Origin of the sequence: Bradyrhizobium sp. NAS96.2, from assembly GCF_001908235.1 — a bacterium.
Lineage (GTDB): Bacteria > Pseudomonadota > Alphaproteobacteria > Rhizobiales > Xanthobacteraceae > Bradyrhizobium.
Window position 1 is genome coordinate 18,099 of the sequence record NZ_LGHK01000043.1, and the last position, 15,526, is coordinate 33,624.

Sequence of the window (15,526 nt, forward strand, 5' to 3'; positions counted from 1 at the left end):
GACGGGGTGTTCCGCGACGGGGAACGAACCGCTGCAAGATCGGTTCGTGTGCCTCATCGCTTCCCGCTGTCAATCCAGGAAGGCCGATGAGCGTTACCCTTCATGTCTGTATCACCTGCCGCGCCGGCCAAACGCTGGCGGAAGGTGAAGTCGCGCCCGGTGCGCGCCTGCATGCCGCGCTCGTCGAGGCCGGTGTGCCCGACGGCGTCAATCTGGTTCCGGTCGAATGCCTGTCGGCTTGCAGCCAAGGCTGCTCGGTCGCGCTCAGCGCGCCCGGCCGGTGGTCCTATGTCTATGGGCGCCTGTCCGAAGCCAATGCCGGGGATGTGATCGCCGGCGCCTCCGCTTACGCGGCGGCACCTGACGGCATCGTGCCGTGGCGCAGCCGCCCGGAGGTTTTCCGCAAGCAATCGCTTGCCCGCATTCCACCTCTTCCCGTCGTGCCGGAGGCCGCAGAATGACCACACTCGCTAAGGTTCCGGTTACCGTCGTGACCGGCTTTCTCGGGTCCGGCAAGACGACGCTGATCCAGCACCTGATCCGCAATGCCAACGGCAAGAAGCTCGCGGTGCTGGTGAATGAATTCGGCAGCGAAGGTGTCGACGGCGATATCCTGAAATCCTGCGCCGACGCCAATTGCCCAACCGAGAACATCGTCGAGCTCGCCAATGGCTGCATCTGCTGCACCGTCGCCGACGATTTCATCCCGGCGATGGAGCAGTTGCTCGCGCGCCCGGTGAAGCCCGATCACATCGTGATCGAGACCTCGGGGCTCGCGCTGCCGAAGCCGCTGCTCAAGGCGTTCGACTGGCCGGAGATCCGCTCGCGGATCACCGTCGATGGCGTGATCGCACTGGCTGATGCCGAGGCGGTTGCCGCCGGCCGCTTTGCTCCGGACCCGGCCGCGGTGGACGCGCAGCGTGCCGCGGACGACAATCTCGATCACGAGACGCCGCTGTCCGAAGTGTTCGAGGACCAGATCGCCTGTGCCGATATCGTGCTGCTGACCAAGGCCGATCTCGCCGGCGCGGAGGGAATCAAGGCGGCCAAGGAGGTGATCGCTGCGGAAATGCCGCGCGAGGTGCCGATGTTGCCCATCGTCGACGGCACCATCGATGCGCGCGTGATCCTGGGCCTCGGCGCCGCGGCAGAGGATGACCTCGCGGCGCGCCCGTCGCATCATGACGGCGAAGAGGAGCACGAGCACGACGACTTCAATTCGGTGGTGATCGATCTTCCGGAGATTGTCGACATCGATGCGCTGGTCGCCTCGATCAAGGGCCTGGCGCGCGAGCAGAACGTGCTGCGCGCCAAGGGCTACATCGCGGTCGAAGGCAAGCCGATGCGCTTGCTGGTGCAATCGGTCGGCGAGCGGGTGAGGCATCAGTTCGACATGCCCTGGGGCGCGCGGACGAGACAGTCGAAGCTCGTCGTGATCGGCGAGCACGGCGATATCGATGAAGCCGCCATCAGGGCACGGCTTGGTGTCTGATGCACGTCATCTTCCGCGAGAGCCGCGGCCTTGAGGAGACCGCGATACCAAGGGACCTCGGCCAGGATCCGGCCGATCTCGTGGTGCTGTCGTTTTCCGACAGTGATCTCGCGGCGTTCGCGACCGGCTGGCGGCGCGGCCGTGCTGCATTGCCGTCGCTGCGGCTCGCCAATCTCGCGGAGCTGCGCCATCCGCTGTCGGTCGACACCTATATCGAGCGGACGCTGTCGCACGCGCGCGGCATCCTGATCCGGCTGATCGGCGGCGAACCCTATTGGTCCTACGGGCTTGCCGCAGTGCATCGGCTGGCGAAGGAGCGCGGCATCGCTCTGGTTGTGCTGCCGGCGGATGGCCGTGACGATCTGCGACTCGATGAGTTCTCGACCTTGCCGGTCTCGACGCTGCGCCGTCTGAAAGTGCTGTGCGACAAGGGCGGCCCCGTTGCCGCGCAGGCCGTGATCGCGCAACTGGCGCTGGCGTCCGGGCTCTATGCCGGGCCTGTGGTCGGCGAGATCGATCTTCCCGAGATCGGCGTCTACGATTCCCGGCGCGGTGCCGTCGCGGCGCTGCCGGCGCCGGATGGCCGGCCGCGGGCGCTGGTGACGTTCTATCGTTCTTATCTCGCGGCCGGCGACACCGCGCCGGTCGATGCATTGATCGATGCGTTGCGTGAGAGGGGCTTTGATGCCCACGGTGTCTTCGTCACCTCGCTGAAGGCGGCAGGCGTTGCCGATTGGCTGCGCGTTCAGTTCGAGCAATGCCCGCCTGCCGTCATCGTCAACGCGACTGCGTTCTCCGCGGCCGGTGACGACGGCACGACACCGTTCGATGCAGTGTCGTGTCCGGTTTTCCAGGTCGCGCTGTCCACGGCGCGGCGCGAGGATTGGGCGGAGTCGCTGCGCGGCCTGTCGCCCGGCGATCTCGCCATGCATGTGGTGTTGCCGGAAGTCGATGGCCGCCTGTTCACGGGCGTCGTGAGCTTCAAGTCGCCCGGCGAGCGCGATCCTGATCTGCAATTCGCGCATCTTGCGCATCGGCCGGACGCCGAGCGCGTCGCGGCGATTGCCGCGCGCGTCGCCGCCTGGCACCGGCTTGCCGGCAAGCCGGCGCAAGACAAGCAGCTTGCGCTCGTGCTCTCGAACTATCCGGGGCGCCCGCACCAGATCGCGCATGCGGTCGGCCTCGATGCACTTGCTTCGGTCGAGGCGTTGCTGGCCGATCTTGCGGCCGCAGGATTTGACCTTGAGCCGGTGGCGTCGCTGGGCGATCTGCTCCTGCGCCGCAATCTGACATGGGGCGTCAGCGACTACCGCGCGGCGATCACCAGTCTGCCGCAGCAGTTGCAGGACGACCTTGCGCGCGCCTGGGGTCCGCCGGAGGATGATCCTGATTGCCGCGACGGGGTATTCCATTTCGTGGCGATCCGGTGCGGCAAGTCGGTGATCGCGGTCCAGCCGGAGCGCGGCGATGCCGGCCATCGCGATGCCGATTATCACGATCTCTCGCGTACGCCGCGCCACGCTTATGTCGCGTTCTATCTGTGGCTCCGGCAGCAGGGCATCGACGCCGTCGTCCACATGGGCGCGCATGGAACGCTGGAATGGCTGCCCGGCAAGTCGGTTGCGCTGTCATCGGCGTGCTGGCCGGAAGCGCTGATCGGCGATCTGCCTGTCGTCTATCCCTTCATCGTCAACGATCCCGGCGAGGCCGCGCAGGCCAAGCGCCGGATCGGTGCCGTCACGATCGGCCATCTGCCGCCGCCGCTGGCGCAGGCAGCGGTGCCGGAAGGGTTGCGCCGGCTCGAGCGTTTGCTCGATGAATATTCGACTGCGGACGGTCTCGATCCGGCGCGGCGGCAGCGGCTGATTGCCGCGATCCGCGAGGAAGCGCGGATTGCCGGACTGGAGGACGATCTCGGTCTCGCCGCGTCGGTCTCGGCGGCCGAGGCCATTCCGCAGATCGACCGCTTCGTCTGCGATCTCAAGGAAAGCCAGTTCGGCGACGGGCTGCACGTCTTCGGACAGGGAGCCTGCGGCGATGCGGAGAAGGCAGCCTTGCGGGACGCACTCGCCGGCCGGCGTGTCGCGCCGGGGCCGTCGGGCTCGCCCTATCGCGGGCGCAGCGACGTGCTGCCGACCGGGCGCAACCTGTTCGCGGTCGACCCGCGCGCGGTGCCGACGCCGTCGGCGCATGCGCAGGGCGTGAAGCTCGCCGAGGAGCTGTTGCGCCGTCATTTGCAGGATCATGGCGACTGGCCGAAAGGGCTGGTCGTGGATCTCTGGGGCTCGTCGACGATGCGCACCGCCGGCGAGGACTTTGCGATGGCCCTGCACCTCGCCGGCATCGCGCCGCGCTGGGATCACGGGTCGGGCCGGGTGTCGGGCTACGACATCATCGCGCCGGCGGAACTCGGCCGTCCCCGCATCGACGTGACGCTGCGTGTGTCGGGATTGTTCCGCGACGTCTTTACGGGGCTTGCGCAATTGTTCGAAGCTGCGACGGAGGCGCTGTCCGAACGCAGCGAGGAGGCGGACGAGAATCCCTATCGGCTGCGCATCGCGCGCGTGTTCGGTCCGCGCCCCGGGCATTATGGCGCCGGCATTGCCGCTGTCCCCGATGTCTTCACAGCGGAGGCGCGCGAGGCGGCTGGCGAAGCCTGGCTGTCGGCGTCATCCTGGGCTATCGCGGCCGACGGCGAGATCCGGCCGGATCGCGCCGGCATCGAGGCCAGGCTCGCCGCGGCCGACAGCTTCGTCCATAGCCAGGACCTGCCGGAGACCGATCTGCTGCTGGCGGCGGACTACGCCGCGCATGAGGCGGGCATCGCCGCCGCGGCCCGCCGGCTCGGCACAAAGGCGCCGTCGCTCTATCACCTCGATGCGACGCGGCCGGATCAGCCGCATGCGCGATCGCTGACGGAGGAGATCTCGCGCGTGGTGCGCGCGCGCGCCGCCAATCCGGCATGGATCGCGGGGATGATGCGCCACGGCTTCCGCGGCGCTGCCGAGATCACGGCAACGCTGGAGCACATGGCAGCGTTCGCCCATCTTGCGGGTGCAGTACCCCCGCATCTGTTCGATCTCTATTACGACGCGACGCTCGGCAATGATGAGGTTCGCGCTTTCATGGTGCGCGAGAATCCGGCGGCGCTGGCTGCGATCGAGACCTGCTTCACCCGGTTGCATGACGCCTCGCTCTGGCAAACGCGGCGCAACTCGATTGCGGCTGCGTTGCAGGAGGCCTCATGAGCGCGGTGGCGATCAAGGGCTGGTGTCCCGGCGCGCTGCGGCCGATGCAGTCGGGCGACGGCCTTGTGGTGCGCGTTCGCCCGCGCGGCGGTCGGCTGGACGCGATGCAGGCGGCAGGAATAGCTGATCTCGCCGCGCGACACGGCAACGGCCTGATCGATCTGACCAGCCGCGCCAATCTCCAGATCCGCGGCGTCAGCGAAGACGGTTATCCGGCCTTGATCGAGGGGCTCGCCGAACTCGGATTACTGGACACAGATTCGGAAACCGAGGCGCAGCGCAACATTCTGGTGACGCCTTTCTGGACCGCCGCTGACGATACGCGCCCGCTTGCGGCCGAGCTAGAACAAGCGCTCGCCGGTGCTTCGCTCGATCTTCCAACCAAGTTCGGTTTCGCGATCGATGATGGCCACCAGCGGGTACTGGCCGGCGCGTCTGCGGATATCAGGATCGAACGCGATCGCAACCGAGGACTGCTGGTGCGTGCCGATGGCGCACAATTCGGGCTTTCTGTTACGCGGAGCGGGGCCGTGCAGGTTGCGCTGGCGCTGGCCGAATGGTTCATTGCCTCGGGCGGAGCCAGGGGTGAGAAGCGACGAATGGCGGCGCATCTGACCGCCGGTGCGAGCCTTCCCGAGTCGCTTCGGGGCGACGCTGAGCCCGTGGCTCGATCAGCAAACCCTGTACCCGGCCTCACTCCGACCGGTGCAATGGTTGGCGTTGCCTTCGGGCAGATGCCGCACCACACGCTCGGCCGTCTCGCCATGTGCGCGCAGGCGCTTCGCATGACGCCGTGGCGGATGATGTTGGCGGAGGGGATGCGCGAGATGCCCCGCGGCGTGGACCTCGTTAGTGATCCAGATGACCCGGCGCTCCGTGTGATCGCCTGCAGCGGCGCACCGCGCTGCCGCGATGCGTATGCGGATACGCGTGCGTTAGCCTCGGCGCTCGCACGGCATATCCCACCCGATGCCCGGCTTCACGTCTCCGGCTGCGCCAAGGGCTGCGCCCATTCCGGCGCTGCCGATGTCACCCTCGTTGCGTCACGCGAAGGCTTTGACCTCATCCGCCGCGGTACGACGCGGGATACGCCGGTCATGCGGGGACTGACCGGTTCGGACCTCGTTGCAAATCCTTCGCTGTTGTCGGGAGCTCATTGATGCCGCACGTCTATGAGACCGACGGCGCGGCTATCTATCGCCAGTCCTTTGCCACGATCCGCTCCGAGGCCGACCTTGCTCGCTTCAATTCGGACGAGGAGCCGGTGGTGGTGCGCATGATCCATGCCGCGGGCATGGTGGGCTTGGAAGCCCATATTCGCTTCACGCCTGGCATGGCCGCACGCGCGCGAGCAGCCTTACAGGAGGGCGCGCCGATCCTCTGCGACGCGCGCATGGTGTCCGAGGGAATTACGCGCGCCCGGCTGCCGGCTCGCAACGAAATCATCTGCACGCTCGGAGACGCCAAGATTCCTGCGCTCGCGCAATCGATGCGCAACACGCGCTCGGCCGCTGCGCTGGAGCTGTGGCGGCCGCATCTGGCCGGGGCGATCGTCGCGATCGGCAACGCGCCGACGGCGCTGTTTCATCTGCTCAACATGCTGGAGGATGCCGATTGCCCAAGGCCGGCGGCGATCATCGGCTGTCCGGTCGGCTTTGTCGGCGCGGCCGAGTCCAAGGCGGCATTGATGGCTGAGCCGCCCGTGCCGGCGCTGACGGTCGAGGGACGTCTCGGCGGCTCGGCGATCACCGTTGCCGCCGTCAATGCGCTGGCGAGCTGGAGCGAATAGCGATGGGGCGCATCATTTGCTGCGGGCTTGGCCCTGGCGATCCGGACCTGATGAGCGTGCGCGCCGACCGGATCGTGCGCGCGGCGAAGCATGTCGCCCATTTCCGTAAGAAGGGGCAACTCGGGCAGGCGCGGCGCATCGTGGAAGGCCTGCTAGCCGCTGACGTCAACGAATATCCGATGGAGTACCCGGTCACCACGGAGATTGCGTTCGACAACCCCGAATACGCGCGGCTGCTGGCCGATTTTTACGATGCATGGGCCGAGCGGCTGACCCGTCTTGCGCGCGAGATCGACGTCGTCGTGCTTTGCGAAGGCGATCCCTATTTTTATGGCTCGTTCATGCATCTGCATGCGCGCCTGCAGGGGCGTGTCGAGATCGAGGTGATCGCCGGCATTCCCGGCATGGTCGGTTGCTGGAATGCGGTCGGCCGGCCGATCGCGCTCGCTGACGATGTGACTACCGTTCTGATGGGCACGCTGCCGGAGGCAGAGCTCGCGCAGCGGGTGCGCAGTTCCGATGCGCTGGTCGTGATGAAGACCGGCCGCAATCTTCCGAAGATCTGCCGCGCGCTCGCTGCCGCGGGCCGTCTCGACGATGCGTGGCTCGTCGAGCGCGGCACCATGCCGGATCAGCGGGTCATCAGGCTCGCTGATATCGCCGAGGCCGACTGTCCGTATTTTGCGATCGTGCTGGTGCACGGGCAGGGGCGGCGCCGGGAGGCGGCGCCATGACCGGCACGCTGACCATCGCGGGATTGGGGCCGGGCGACGAGGCGCTGATCACGCCGGAAGTCTCCGCTGCGCTCGCGACGGCGACCGACATCATCGGCTATGCCCCCTATGTATCGCGTGTGCCGCCGCGCGCCGGCCTGACGCTGCACCCGTCCGACAATCGTGTGGAATTGCAGCGCGCCGGCGAGGCGCTGCGGCTCGCGTCCGAGGGGCGACAGGTCGTCGTGGTGTCGTCGGGCGATCCCGGGGTGTTCGCGATGGCATCCGCCGTGTTCGAAGCGCTCGAGGACATGCCGCAATGGCATGACCTGCCGATCCGTGTGCTGCCCGGCGTCACGGCGATGCTGGCGGCGGCTGCGAGCGCCGGCGCGCCGCTCGGCCATGATTTCTGCGCGATCAACCTCTCGGACAATCTCAAGCCATGGCCGCTGATCGAGAAGCGCTTGCGGCTCGCAGCCGAAGCAGACTTCGCGATCGCGATGTACAACCCGCGCTCGGCCAACCGGCCGGAAGGTTTTAGCCGCGCGCTCGATATCTTGCGCGAAGCGGGTTGTGACGAGCGGATCGTGATTTTCGCGCGCGCCGTCTCGACGCCCGACCAGCGGATCGAGACGGTCGAACTCCGAGACGCACGTCCCGAGATGGCCGACATGCGGACGCTCGTGATTGTCGGCAATTCGGCGACGCGCCGGGTCGGCCGCTGGGTCTATGCGCCGAGGCAGGTCCGATGACCGAGCCATTGCATCACGTCGCCGACACTTTCCACCCGCGGCCTTTCTGGCAGCAGCGGCCGCGTGATCATGATGACGGGAAGGCCAAGCTTGCGGGCAGCGTCGATCTTGGCGCGCGCGCCGCTCCCGCCGGAATTGCGTGCGACAATCCATTCGATATTGCGCGTGCGTATCATTTCGAGCTCGCCCTCGAGCGTGAATGGTCCGCGCGAGACGATGACGTCCGCATCGTGCAACGGCAGCGTTTCTGCGGGCGGGTCGACGAAACGCAACGTATAGGCGTGCTGCGGCCGGGCGCCGAAGGGCGCGATGTGCTGGCGGCCGATCGCGAGGAACACATTGGCGCGGCCGTCCGGCAAGGCCGCGGCCGCGGCTGCGACGTCCGCGACCTCGATCCAATGATCGCCGGAGGTTTTATCCCACGGCGCGCGTTCGAGCGCGATCAGCGGCGTTGCGGTTTGCGCGCAGGCGGCGATCGCATTGCGGCTCATCTCGGCCGCGAAGGGATGCGTCGCGTCGATCACATGCGTGATGCGTTCGCCACGCAAATAATCGGCAAGACCGCTGATGCCGCCGAAGCCGCCGATCCGGGTCGGCAAAGGTTGTTCGGCAGGGGCGGCGGTGCGGCCGCCATAGGAATAGACGGCGTCGATCCCGGCGTGCGCGATCGCAGCGGCAAGCAAATTGGCGTCGGCCGTTCCGCCCAGGATCAGGGCGCGCATCATGGGTAATCCTTGGTTGACCATCATCGGCATCGGCGAAGATGGCCTTGCGGGGCTGTCAGACGCAAGTCGAAAGGCGCTTGATGAAGCGGAGGTGGTTTTCGGCGGTGAACGGCACCTTGCGCTGGCCGGGATCACGGATCGGGCCCGCGCCTGGCCGGTGCCGTTCGATGCGGACATCGTGCCTGAATGCCGCGGTCGTCCGACCGTTGTGCTCGCCTCGGGCGATCCGTTCTGGCACGGCGCCGGCGGAAGCCTTGTCGAGAAGCTGCAGGCCGGTGAATGGATCGCGCATTCCGCGCCGTCGACATTCTCGCTGGCGGCTGCACGTCTGGGCTGGCGGCTAGAGAATGTCGTCTGCCTCGGCCTTCATGCCGCGCCGTTCGAACGGCTGTTGCCGCACCTCGCGCGCGGGGCACGGATCGTCTGCCTGGTGCGTGACGGCAAGGCGGGTTCCGATCTCGCACGCTGGCTTGCGGACCATGGCTGGGGATCGTCGGCGATGTGGACGCTGTCTGCGCTTGGCGGACCGCGCGAATCCATCACGGAGCATCGCGCCGACACATATGCAGGCGATCCCGGCGACAGTCTGGTCACGGTTGCGCTGGAGGCGAGGGGATCGCAAGGGATCGCGCGCAGCGCGGGTCTTCCCGACGCGCTGTTTGTGCATGACGGGCAACTCACAAAGCGGCCGGTCCGCGCGCTGGCGCTATCGGCGCTTGCGCCGCGGCCCGGTGAGCGACTGTGGGATATCGGCGCCGGCTCCGGCTCGATCTCGATCGAATGGGCGCTCTGCGGCGGAACAGCGATTGCGGTCGAGGCGCGCGGCGAACGTGCTGCCAGCATCCGCAGCAATGCGGCGAGCTTCGGCCTGATGCACCGGATCGCCGTCATCGAAGGCGAGGCGCCCGGTGCGTTATCGGATATCGCAGTGCCCGATGCCATATTCATCGGCGGTGGCCTCGATGCCGATATGTTCAATGCGATCTGGTCGCGGATCGCGCGGGGCACGCGGCTGGTCGTGCATGCGGTGACCCTGGAAACCGAGGCGTTGCTCTCCGATCTGCACCAGCGCCATGGCGGGGAATTGATGCGTGTGGAGATCGCGCAGGCCGAGCCGCTCGGCCGATATCGCTCCTGGAAGGCGGCGCGTCCGATCGTGCAATGGAGCGTGATCAGATGAAGGTCGCCGGTCTGGGATTCAGGCGCGAGGCCAGTGTCGCGTCCCTACGCGAAGCCCTCGACGCGGCGGGCGGGGCCGAAGGCCTTGCGGCGCTTGCAACGGTGAGTGAGAAGACCGATGCAACGGCGTTGAGACTCCTGGCGCAGGAACTCGGACTGTTGATCCGGGGTATTCCCGCCGACGCGCTGGCGGAGGTCGAAACTGTGACGCAATCAGAATTGGTTCGTGCGGCGTTTGGTACAGGTTCCATCGCCGAAGCTGCGGCGATCGCGGCGGCAGGGCGTGGCGCGCGCCTGATCTCCGCGAGGGCCGTGTCGCAGGATCGGATGGCGACCGCAGCGATCGCGGAAGGAGACGGCGAATGACGGTGCATTTCATCGGCGCAGGGCCAGGCGCCGCCGATCTCCTGACCTTGCGCGGACGCGATCTCATCGCCGCTTGCCCGGTGTGTCTCTATGCCGGATCGCTGGTGCCTCCAGGCGTGCTGGCGCATTGCCCAGAGGATGCGCGCATCGTCAACACGGCATCGCTGTCGCTTGACGAGATCATCGCCGAGATCGCCGCGGCGCATGCCGAGGGCAAGGACGTCGCGCGGCTGCATTCGGGCGATCTTTCGATCTGGTCGGCGATGGGGGAACAATTGCGCCGGCTCCGCGCATTGCAGATTCCGTATTCGGTGACGCCCGGCGTGCCGGCGTTCTCGGCAGCCGCAGCGGCACTGGAGGCCGAGCTCACGCTGCCTGGTCTTGCGCAATCGGTGGTGCTGACGCGCACGCCGGGCAGGGCGAGCGCGATGCCTGATGGTGAGACGCTGGCGGCGTTTGCTGCGACCGGCGCGGTGCTCGCGATCCATCTCTCGATCCATCTGCTCGACAAGGTCATCGCCGAGCTCGTGCCGCATTATGGCGCCGACTGCCCGGTGGCGATCGTCTGGCGCGCGAGCTGGCCGGACCAGCGTATCGTGCGCGCCACGCTCGCGACGCTCGATGCGGCAATCGGCCCCGAACTGGAACGCACTGCGCTGATCCTGGTCGGCAAGACGCTCGGCGCCGGCGACTTCGCCGAAAGCCGTCTCTACGCCGCCGACTATGACCGCCGCTACCGTCCGGTGGGTGAAGCGCCGCGCTTTCCGGAATCAGCGCCGGAATCATCGCAATGACCGCGGGGCTGGTGATCTCGGCACCCGCATCCGGTGTCGGCAAGACGACACTGACCCTGGCGTTGGCGCGCGCCTATCGCAGTCGCGGGCTGAAGGTGCAATGCCTGAAGAGCGGACCTGATTACATCGATCCGGCCTTTCATGCCGTCGCGACTGGACGCGCCTCCGTCAACGTCGATAGCTGGGCGATGGCATCGGATGCGATCGCATCTCTGGCAGGCCGTGGCGCGGATGCCGATCTCGTGCTCGCCGAAGGCTCGATGGGATTGTTCGACGGCGTCGCCGCGCGCGGTGTCTCGGGCACCGGGGCCACCGCCGATATCGCCGAGATGATGGGATGGCCGGTGCTGCTCGTGATCGATCCCTCCGGCCAGGCCCAGACGGCGGCGGCGATCGCGGCGGGACTACGCGATTTTCGCACCGGCGTGCGGCTTGCCGGCGTCGTTCTCAACCGTGTCGCCAGCGCGCGTCATGAAGCGCTGGTGCGCGATGCCATGACAGGCGCGGGCATTCCGGTGTTGGGTGCGCTGCCGCGCCACGCCGAGATCGCCTTGCCGAAGCGTCATCTCGGCCTGGTGCAGGCCGAAGAGCAGGCTCAGATTGACGGTCTGATCGACGAGGCCGCTCGCTTCGTCGCCGCGCATGTCGATCTCGATGCCGTGCTGCAATCGGCCCCGGTCTGGTCACCGCAACCGGCCGCGAGCAGCCTCAACATCGCGCCGCCCGGTCAGCGCATTGCGCTGGCGCGCGACGCCGCATTCTCCTTCGTCTACCCGCATATGCTGGAAGCCTGGCGCGCGGCCGGCGCTGACATCGTGACGTTCTCGCCGCTCGCCGACGAAGGCCCCGACGCGAATGCCGATGTGTGCTGGCTGCCCGGTGGCTACCCTGAACTGCATGCCGGCCGTCTTGCCGCCAACAGGCGATTCCTCGACGGGTTGCGCGCCTTCGCCGAAACAAAGCCGGTGCATGGCGAATGCGGGGGCTACATGGTGCTGGGCACCGCGCTGACCGACGTCGACGGCGTGCGCCATGCGATGGCGGGGCTGCTCGGCCTCGAGACGAGCTATGCCAAGCGTCGCATGCATCTGGGCTACCGGATCGCCGAGCTTGCTGCACCGATGCCGGGGCACGGTCCAGGCGTGCGCCTGCGCGGCCATGAGTTTCACTATTCGACGATCATCGCGCAGCCGGACACGCCGCTTGCGGTGGTGCGCGATGCGACCGGCGCGATCGTTGCGGAAACCGGATCGCGGCGAGGTAACGCAACAGGGACATTCTTCCATCTGATTACGGAGGACCGATGAGTGGGTTCGTCTCCTTCGTCTCGGCCGGTCCCGGCGATCCCGAGCTCCTGACCATGAAGGGGGCCGCGCGGCTGCGCGAGGCCGACGTGGTGCTGTACGACGATCTCGCTTCAGGCGCGATCCTCGATCTCGCGCGCTCCGGCGCCAATCTCGTCGCGGTCGGCAAACGCGCCGGCCGTCTCTCGGCGAAGCAGCATCATGTCAGCCGGCTGCTGGTCGATTACGCGGCGGCGGGCGTACGGGTGGTGCGGCTGAAATCCGGCGATGCCGGCATCTTTGGGCGGCTCGAAGAAGAGATCGAGGCGCTGCGCGCTGCCGGCATCGGCTACGAGATCATTCCCGGCGTGACCTCGGCCTCGGTTGCCGCCGCGCAGGCCGGCATTCCGCTGACGCGACGGCTGACCTCGCGCCGGGTCCAGTTCGTGACCGGCGCCGATGTCACGGGCGAGTTGCCTGCGGATCTGAATTGGGCGGCGCTCGCCGACCCGGAAGCGACCACGGTCGTCTATATGGGGCGGCGCACGTTCGCGGCTCTGGCCGCAGGGCTGATCGCGCATGGTCTCGCCCCCGACACGCCGGCGCTGCTGGCGGAGTCCCTCGGTCATGCCGACGAGCAGCTTCATCGGACCACGATCGCAGGGCTGGCCGAACAGCTCGCGCATGCCGGCGCTGCCACGGCGGCTTCCATTATTCTGTTCGGCGCGCTGGCACCGGAAGAAAAGTGATGCGGCCATGTTGACGCTGTCCCTGATCGGTATCGGTTGCGGCGCCCCCCGGCAGCTCACCCTCGCTGCGATCGACGCGATCAACGCTGCCGACCTGATCCTGATCCCGCGCAAGGGGACTGCGAAGTCGGACCTCGCCGAATTGCGCCGAACGATCTGCGCGGAGGCATTGAGCAACGACCGCACGCGCATTGCGGAGTTCGACCTGCCGGTGCGCGACGCCGGCGAGGAGGACTATCGCAAGGGCGTGGACGATTGGCATGACGCGATCGCATCGACCTGGTCGCGGGAAATCGCGCGGCATCTCGGCGGCGAGGGGCGCGTCGCTTTGCTGATCTGGGGCGATCCTTCGCTGTACGATTCAAGCCTGCGGATTGCGCAACGGCTCGATCCGCTGCCGTCGATCGACGTCATCCCGGGCATCACGTCGATCCAGGCGTTGTGCGCCGCGCATGCGCTGCCGCTCAACGAGATCGGCGAGCCGTTCCTGGTCACGACGGGCCGGCGGCTGCGCGAGGGCGGCTGGCCCGCCGGCGTCAATACCGTCGTCGTGATGCTCGACGGCGGCACCGCCTTCCAGACGCTCGATCCTGCCGGCTTAAAGATCTGGTGGGGCGCCTATCTTGGGATGCCCGATCAGATCATCATGGCGGGGGAACTCGCGGAGGTCGGCCCCCGCATCGTCGCGGTGCGTCGGGATGCGCGCCAACAGCACGGCTGGATCATGGACAGCTATGTCCTGAAGCGGAGATCATGATCGAGAAACTGCCCGCAGCAGGTGCTGCTAGGTCTTCAACCCGCGAATCGAGGGTTGGATGGTCAGGCGGTAGGCGACGAGCTTGTCACCGTCAAACTGCTCGAGTGTCGTCTCGCAGACCGGGCAGCGATACTCGCCCTTGCTTGCCGATCCGGATGCCAGCTCAAGGCGTCGGAATCCGGCCCCGCAGCGCGGACACGTGACGTCGTCCTTCTTCATCAACTTACCCCAGAACAACACCGGCGATCCTTCTTTAGCGCAGACTGCGCGGCGGAACTATGTTCACGGGCGGAGAACCACGGATCATTCCTGCATGGGAAATAAACGATGCGTCCGCGTCGAGCGGGAGACCGCGCGAGCGATCGCGCTGAACGGGTGGTCAATTTCAAGGCATTCCGCAAATTCGGCAATGGGTTACGGCGTGGCCTTAAAGGGAGTTAGGCGATCGGATTTGCGCGGCGATAATGGCTACCATGTTGCGGCGCTCGAGACAGATGTTGCGTCTGCTCAATTGCTCGGGAACGCGTAATCGCCGGCGAGCGCAGGGTTCGCCGGCGATCCATCGCCATCGGCGGATGCCACCTATGGCCGCGTCAGGCGAACCACGTCCTGCCTCAGCAAATAGAGCGAGACCGCGAGCAGAACGACGTCCTTCATCAGGAAGGGCACGTTGCCGGTCATCGCGGGGAAGCCTCCCGCGGCAACGTCCCAGCCATCGGGCATGAACGGGATGATGGTGACCGTCGCGATGAACGTACCGGTCGAACCGAGCGCGCCGAGAACGCCGAGCCGCCTGTTCCAGAAGCCTGCGAGCAGCAGCGAGCCGAACGTCCATTCCGAGGCGCCGAGGAAGTAGCTGGCCCCGGCGTGGCCGAACACGGGATACAGCCACCAGATCAGCGGCCCGTTGCTGATGAACGGGACCAGGCGTTCGAATTCGTACGGAAACCATTTCTGGTAGCCGAAGAACAGGAACATGGTGACCATCGCGGCCCGGACGACGTGGTAGTCGAGATCCTCCGCGAGCAGGCCGGATCGGTAGAGCGCGCGGACAAGTGGACTTTGCTGGGTGCTGGAAAGCGTGGTCATGGTCGCGATCCTTCCATTCGACTGACCCGGCCGCGTCATGCGACGGCGGCAAAGTCGATGTCGGTGTCGTTGATGCGGTTGAAGACGTTGGTGAAGACGATGGTCGCAAACGCCAGGCTGATGTCGACCAGCTGCGCATCGCTGTAGCCGGCAGCCTTGATCGCGGCGAAATCCTCGTCGCTGACGGTGCCGCTCGACTGGGCGAGCTTGCGAACGAAATCGATCAGCACATCGTACTTGGCATCACCGGTCGGCTCGCCGTCGCGGATCTGCTTGAGCACGTCGGCCTTCACGCCGACGAGCTTGGCGAGGTGCGAATGCGCGGCAACACAGTAATCGCAGCCGCCGGCGGCGCTGACCACGATCTTGATGATCTCCCGATCGCGCTTGGACAGGCTGCCGCCGGCGAGCACCGCATCGGCGGCGACCATCGCCTTGAGCGCGGCCGGGCCGTGGGCGGCGATGGCTGCATAGGCATTCGGGACGCTGCCGACCGCCTTCTTGATCTGGGCGTAGATCTGGCCCGACGGGCCGGTGTCGGTTTCGAGATTGGGGACTGAGAGACGGGACATGGTGGCACTCCTTGTTGG

General features: G+C 67.0%; 17 protein-coding genes. 13 read left to right on the top strand and 4 right to left on the bottom strand.

Going from position 1 to position 15,526, the window contains the following annotated elements; genetic code table 11:
* Positions 1-86 precede the first annotated feature (86 nt).
* Genes AC628_RS11745 through cobJ form a run of 7 tightly spaced genes read left to right on the top strand, consistent with a single transcriptional unit; the run spans position 87 to position 7,994 of the window.
* Positions 87-461: a DUF1636 family protein gene (locus AC628_RS11745; RefSeq protein WP_021082135.1), complete on the top strand. Its 375-nt coding sequence runs from the start codon at positions 87-89 to the stop codon at positions 459-461.
* On the top strand, positions 458-1,492 hold the full coding sequence (cobW, locus tag AC628_RS11750) for a cobalamin biosynthesis protein CobW (RefSeq protein ID WP_074126976.1): 1,035 nt from the start codon (positions 458-460) through the stop codon (positions 1,490-1,492). Before AC628_RS11745 ends, cobW begins: the two co-directional genes overlap by 4 nt.
* Positions 1,492-4,740, top strand: coding sequence for a cobaltochelatase subunit CobN (gene cobN, locus AC628_RS11755; protein WP_074126977.1), 3,249 nt, complete (start codon positions 1,492-1,494; stop codon positions 4,738-4,740). Before cobW ends, cobN begins: the two co-directional genes overlap by 1 nt.
* Positions 4,737-5,900 (top strand): precorrin-3B synthase, encoded by a 1,164-nt coding sequence (gene cobG, locus AC628_RS11760; protein WP_074126978.1) that lies wholly within the window; start codon positions 4,737-4,739, stop codon positions 5,898-5,900. Before cobN ends, cobG begins: the two co-directional genes overlap by 4 nt.
* Positions 5,900-6,529 (top strand): precorrin-8X methylmutase, encoded by a 630-nt coding sequence (locus tag AC628_RS11765; RefSeq protein WP_074126979.1) that lies wholly within the window; start codon positions 5,900-5,902, stop codon positions 6,527-6,529. Before cobG ends, AC628_RS11765 begins: the two co-directional genes overlap by 1 nt.
* Positions 6,530-6,531: 2 nt before the next feature.
* On the top strand, positions 6,532-7,263 hold the full coding sequence (locus AC628_RS11770) for a precorrin-2 C(20)-methyltransferase (RefSeq protein WP_074126980.1): 732 nt from the start codon (positions 6,532-6,534) through the stop codon (positions 7,261-7,263).
* A complete protein-coding gene (gene cobJ, locus AC628_RS11775) occupies positions 7,260-7,994 on the top strand; it encodes a precorrin-3B C(17)-methyltransferase (protein WP_074126981.1) in 735 nt (244 codons plus the stop codon). The genes AC628_RS11770 and cobJ overlap by 4 nt, the downstream gene beginning before the upstream one ends.
* On the opposite strand, the gene AC628_RS11780 is transcribed toward cobJ, so the two are convergent.
* The gene (locus AC628_RS11780; RefSeq protein WP_074126982.1) at positions 7,970-8,719 is read right to left on the bottom strand and encodes a cobalt-precorrin-6A reductase; all 750 of its coding nucleotides are present in this window, start codon (positions 8,717-8,719) and stop codon (positions 7,970-7,972) included. The genes cobJ and AC628_RS11780 overlap by 25 nt on opposite strands.
* Here AC628_RS11780 and cbiE point away from each other — a divergent pair.
* From cbiE to cobF, 6 genes are read left to right on the top strand one after another with little or no spacing between them, the layout of a single operon-like run.
* On the top strand, positions 8,718-9,899 hold the full coding sequence (gene cbiE / locus AC628_RS11785) for a precorrin-6y C5,15-methyltransferase (decarboxylating) subunit CbiE (RefSeq protein ID WP_074126983.1): 1,182 nt from the start codon (positions 8,718-8,720) through the stop codon (positions 9,897-9,899). The genes AC628_RS11780 and cbiE overlap by 2 nt on opposite strands.
* Positions 9,896-10,264 carry a cobalamin biosynthesis protein gene (locus AC628_RS11790; protein WP_074126984.1) on the top strand — a complete coding sequence of 123 codons (369 nt, stop codon included), beginning with the start codon at positions 9,896-9,898 and terminating at the stop codon, positions 10,262-10,264. The genes cbiE and AC628_RS11790 overlap by 4 nt, the downstream gene beginning before the upstream one ends.
* On the top strand, positions 10,261-11,058 hold the full coding sequence (gene cobM / locus AC628_RS11795; protein ID WP_074126985.1) for a precorrin-4 C(11)-methyltransferase: 798 nt from the start codon (positions 10,261-10,263) through the stop codon (positions 11,056-11,058). The genes AC628_RS11790 and cobM overlap by 4 nt, the downstream gene beginning before the upstream one ends.
* Positions 11,055-12,365: a cobyrinic acid a,c-diamide synthase CobB gene (locus AC628_RS11800; RefSeq protein ID WP_074126986.1), complete on the top strand. Its 1,311-nt coding sequence runs from the start codon at positions 11,055-11,057 to the stop codon at positions 12,363-12,365. Before cobM ends, AC628_RS11800 begins: the two co-directional genes overlap by 4 nt.
* Positions 12,362-13,090 (top strand): uroporphyrinogen-III C-methyltransferase, encoded by a 729-nt coding sequence (gene cobA, locus AC628_RS11805; protein WP_074126987.1) that lies wholly within the window; start codon positions 12,362-12,364, stop codon positions 13,088-13,090. Before AC628_RS11800 ends, cobA begins: the two co-directional genes overlap by 4 nt.
* 7 nt (positions 13,091-13,097) lie before the next feature.
* On the top strand, positions 13,098-13,847 hold the full coding sequence (cobF, locus tag AC628_RS11810) for a precorrin-6A synthase (deacetylating) (protein ID WP_074126988.1): 750 nt from the start codon (positions 13,098-13,100) through the stop codon (positions 13,845-13,847).
* A gap of 27 nt (positions 13,848-13,874) precedes the next feature.
* Here cobF and AC628_RS11815 read toward each other — a convergent pair whose 3' ends face one another.
* The 3 genes from AC628_RS11815 to AC628_RS11825 form a co-directional block, all read right to left on the bottom strand.
* The gene (locus AC628_RS11815) at positions 13,875-14,066 is read right to left on the bottom strand and encodes a hypothetical protein (protein ID WP_050421878.1); all 192 of its coding nucleotides are present in this window, start codon (positions 14,064-14,066) and stop codon (positions 13,875-13,877) included.
* A gap of 363 nt (positions 14,067-14,429) precedes the next feature.
* The gene (locus AC628_RS11820; protein WP_074127057.1) at positions 14,430-14,936 is read right to left on the bottom strand and encodes a YkgB family protein; all 507 of its coding nucleotides are present in this window, start codon (positions 14,934-14,936) and stop codon (positions 14,430-14,432) included.
* A gap of 35 nt (positions 14,937-14,971) precedes the next feature.
* Positions 14,972-15,508: a carboxymuconolactone decarboxylase family protein gene (locus AC628_RS11825; protein WP_074126989.1), complete on the bottom strand. Its 537-nt coding sequence runs from the start codon at positions 15,506-15,508 to the stop codon at positions 14,972-14,974.
* Positions 15,509-15,526 lie beyond the last annotated feature (18 nt).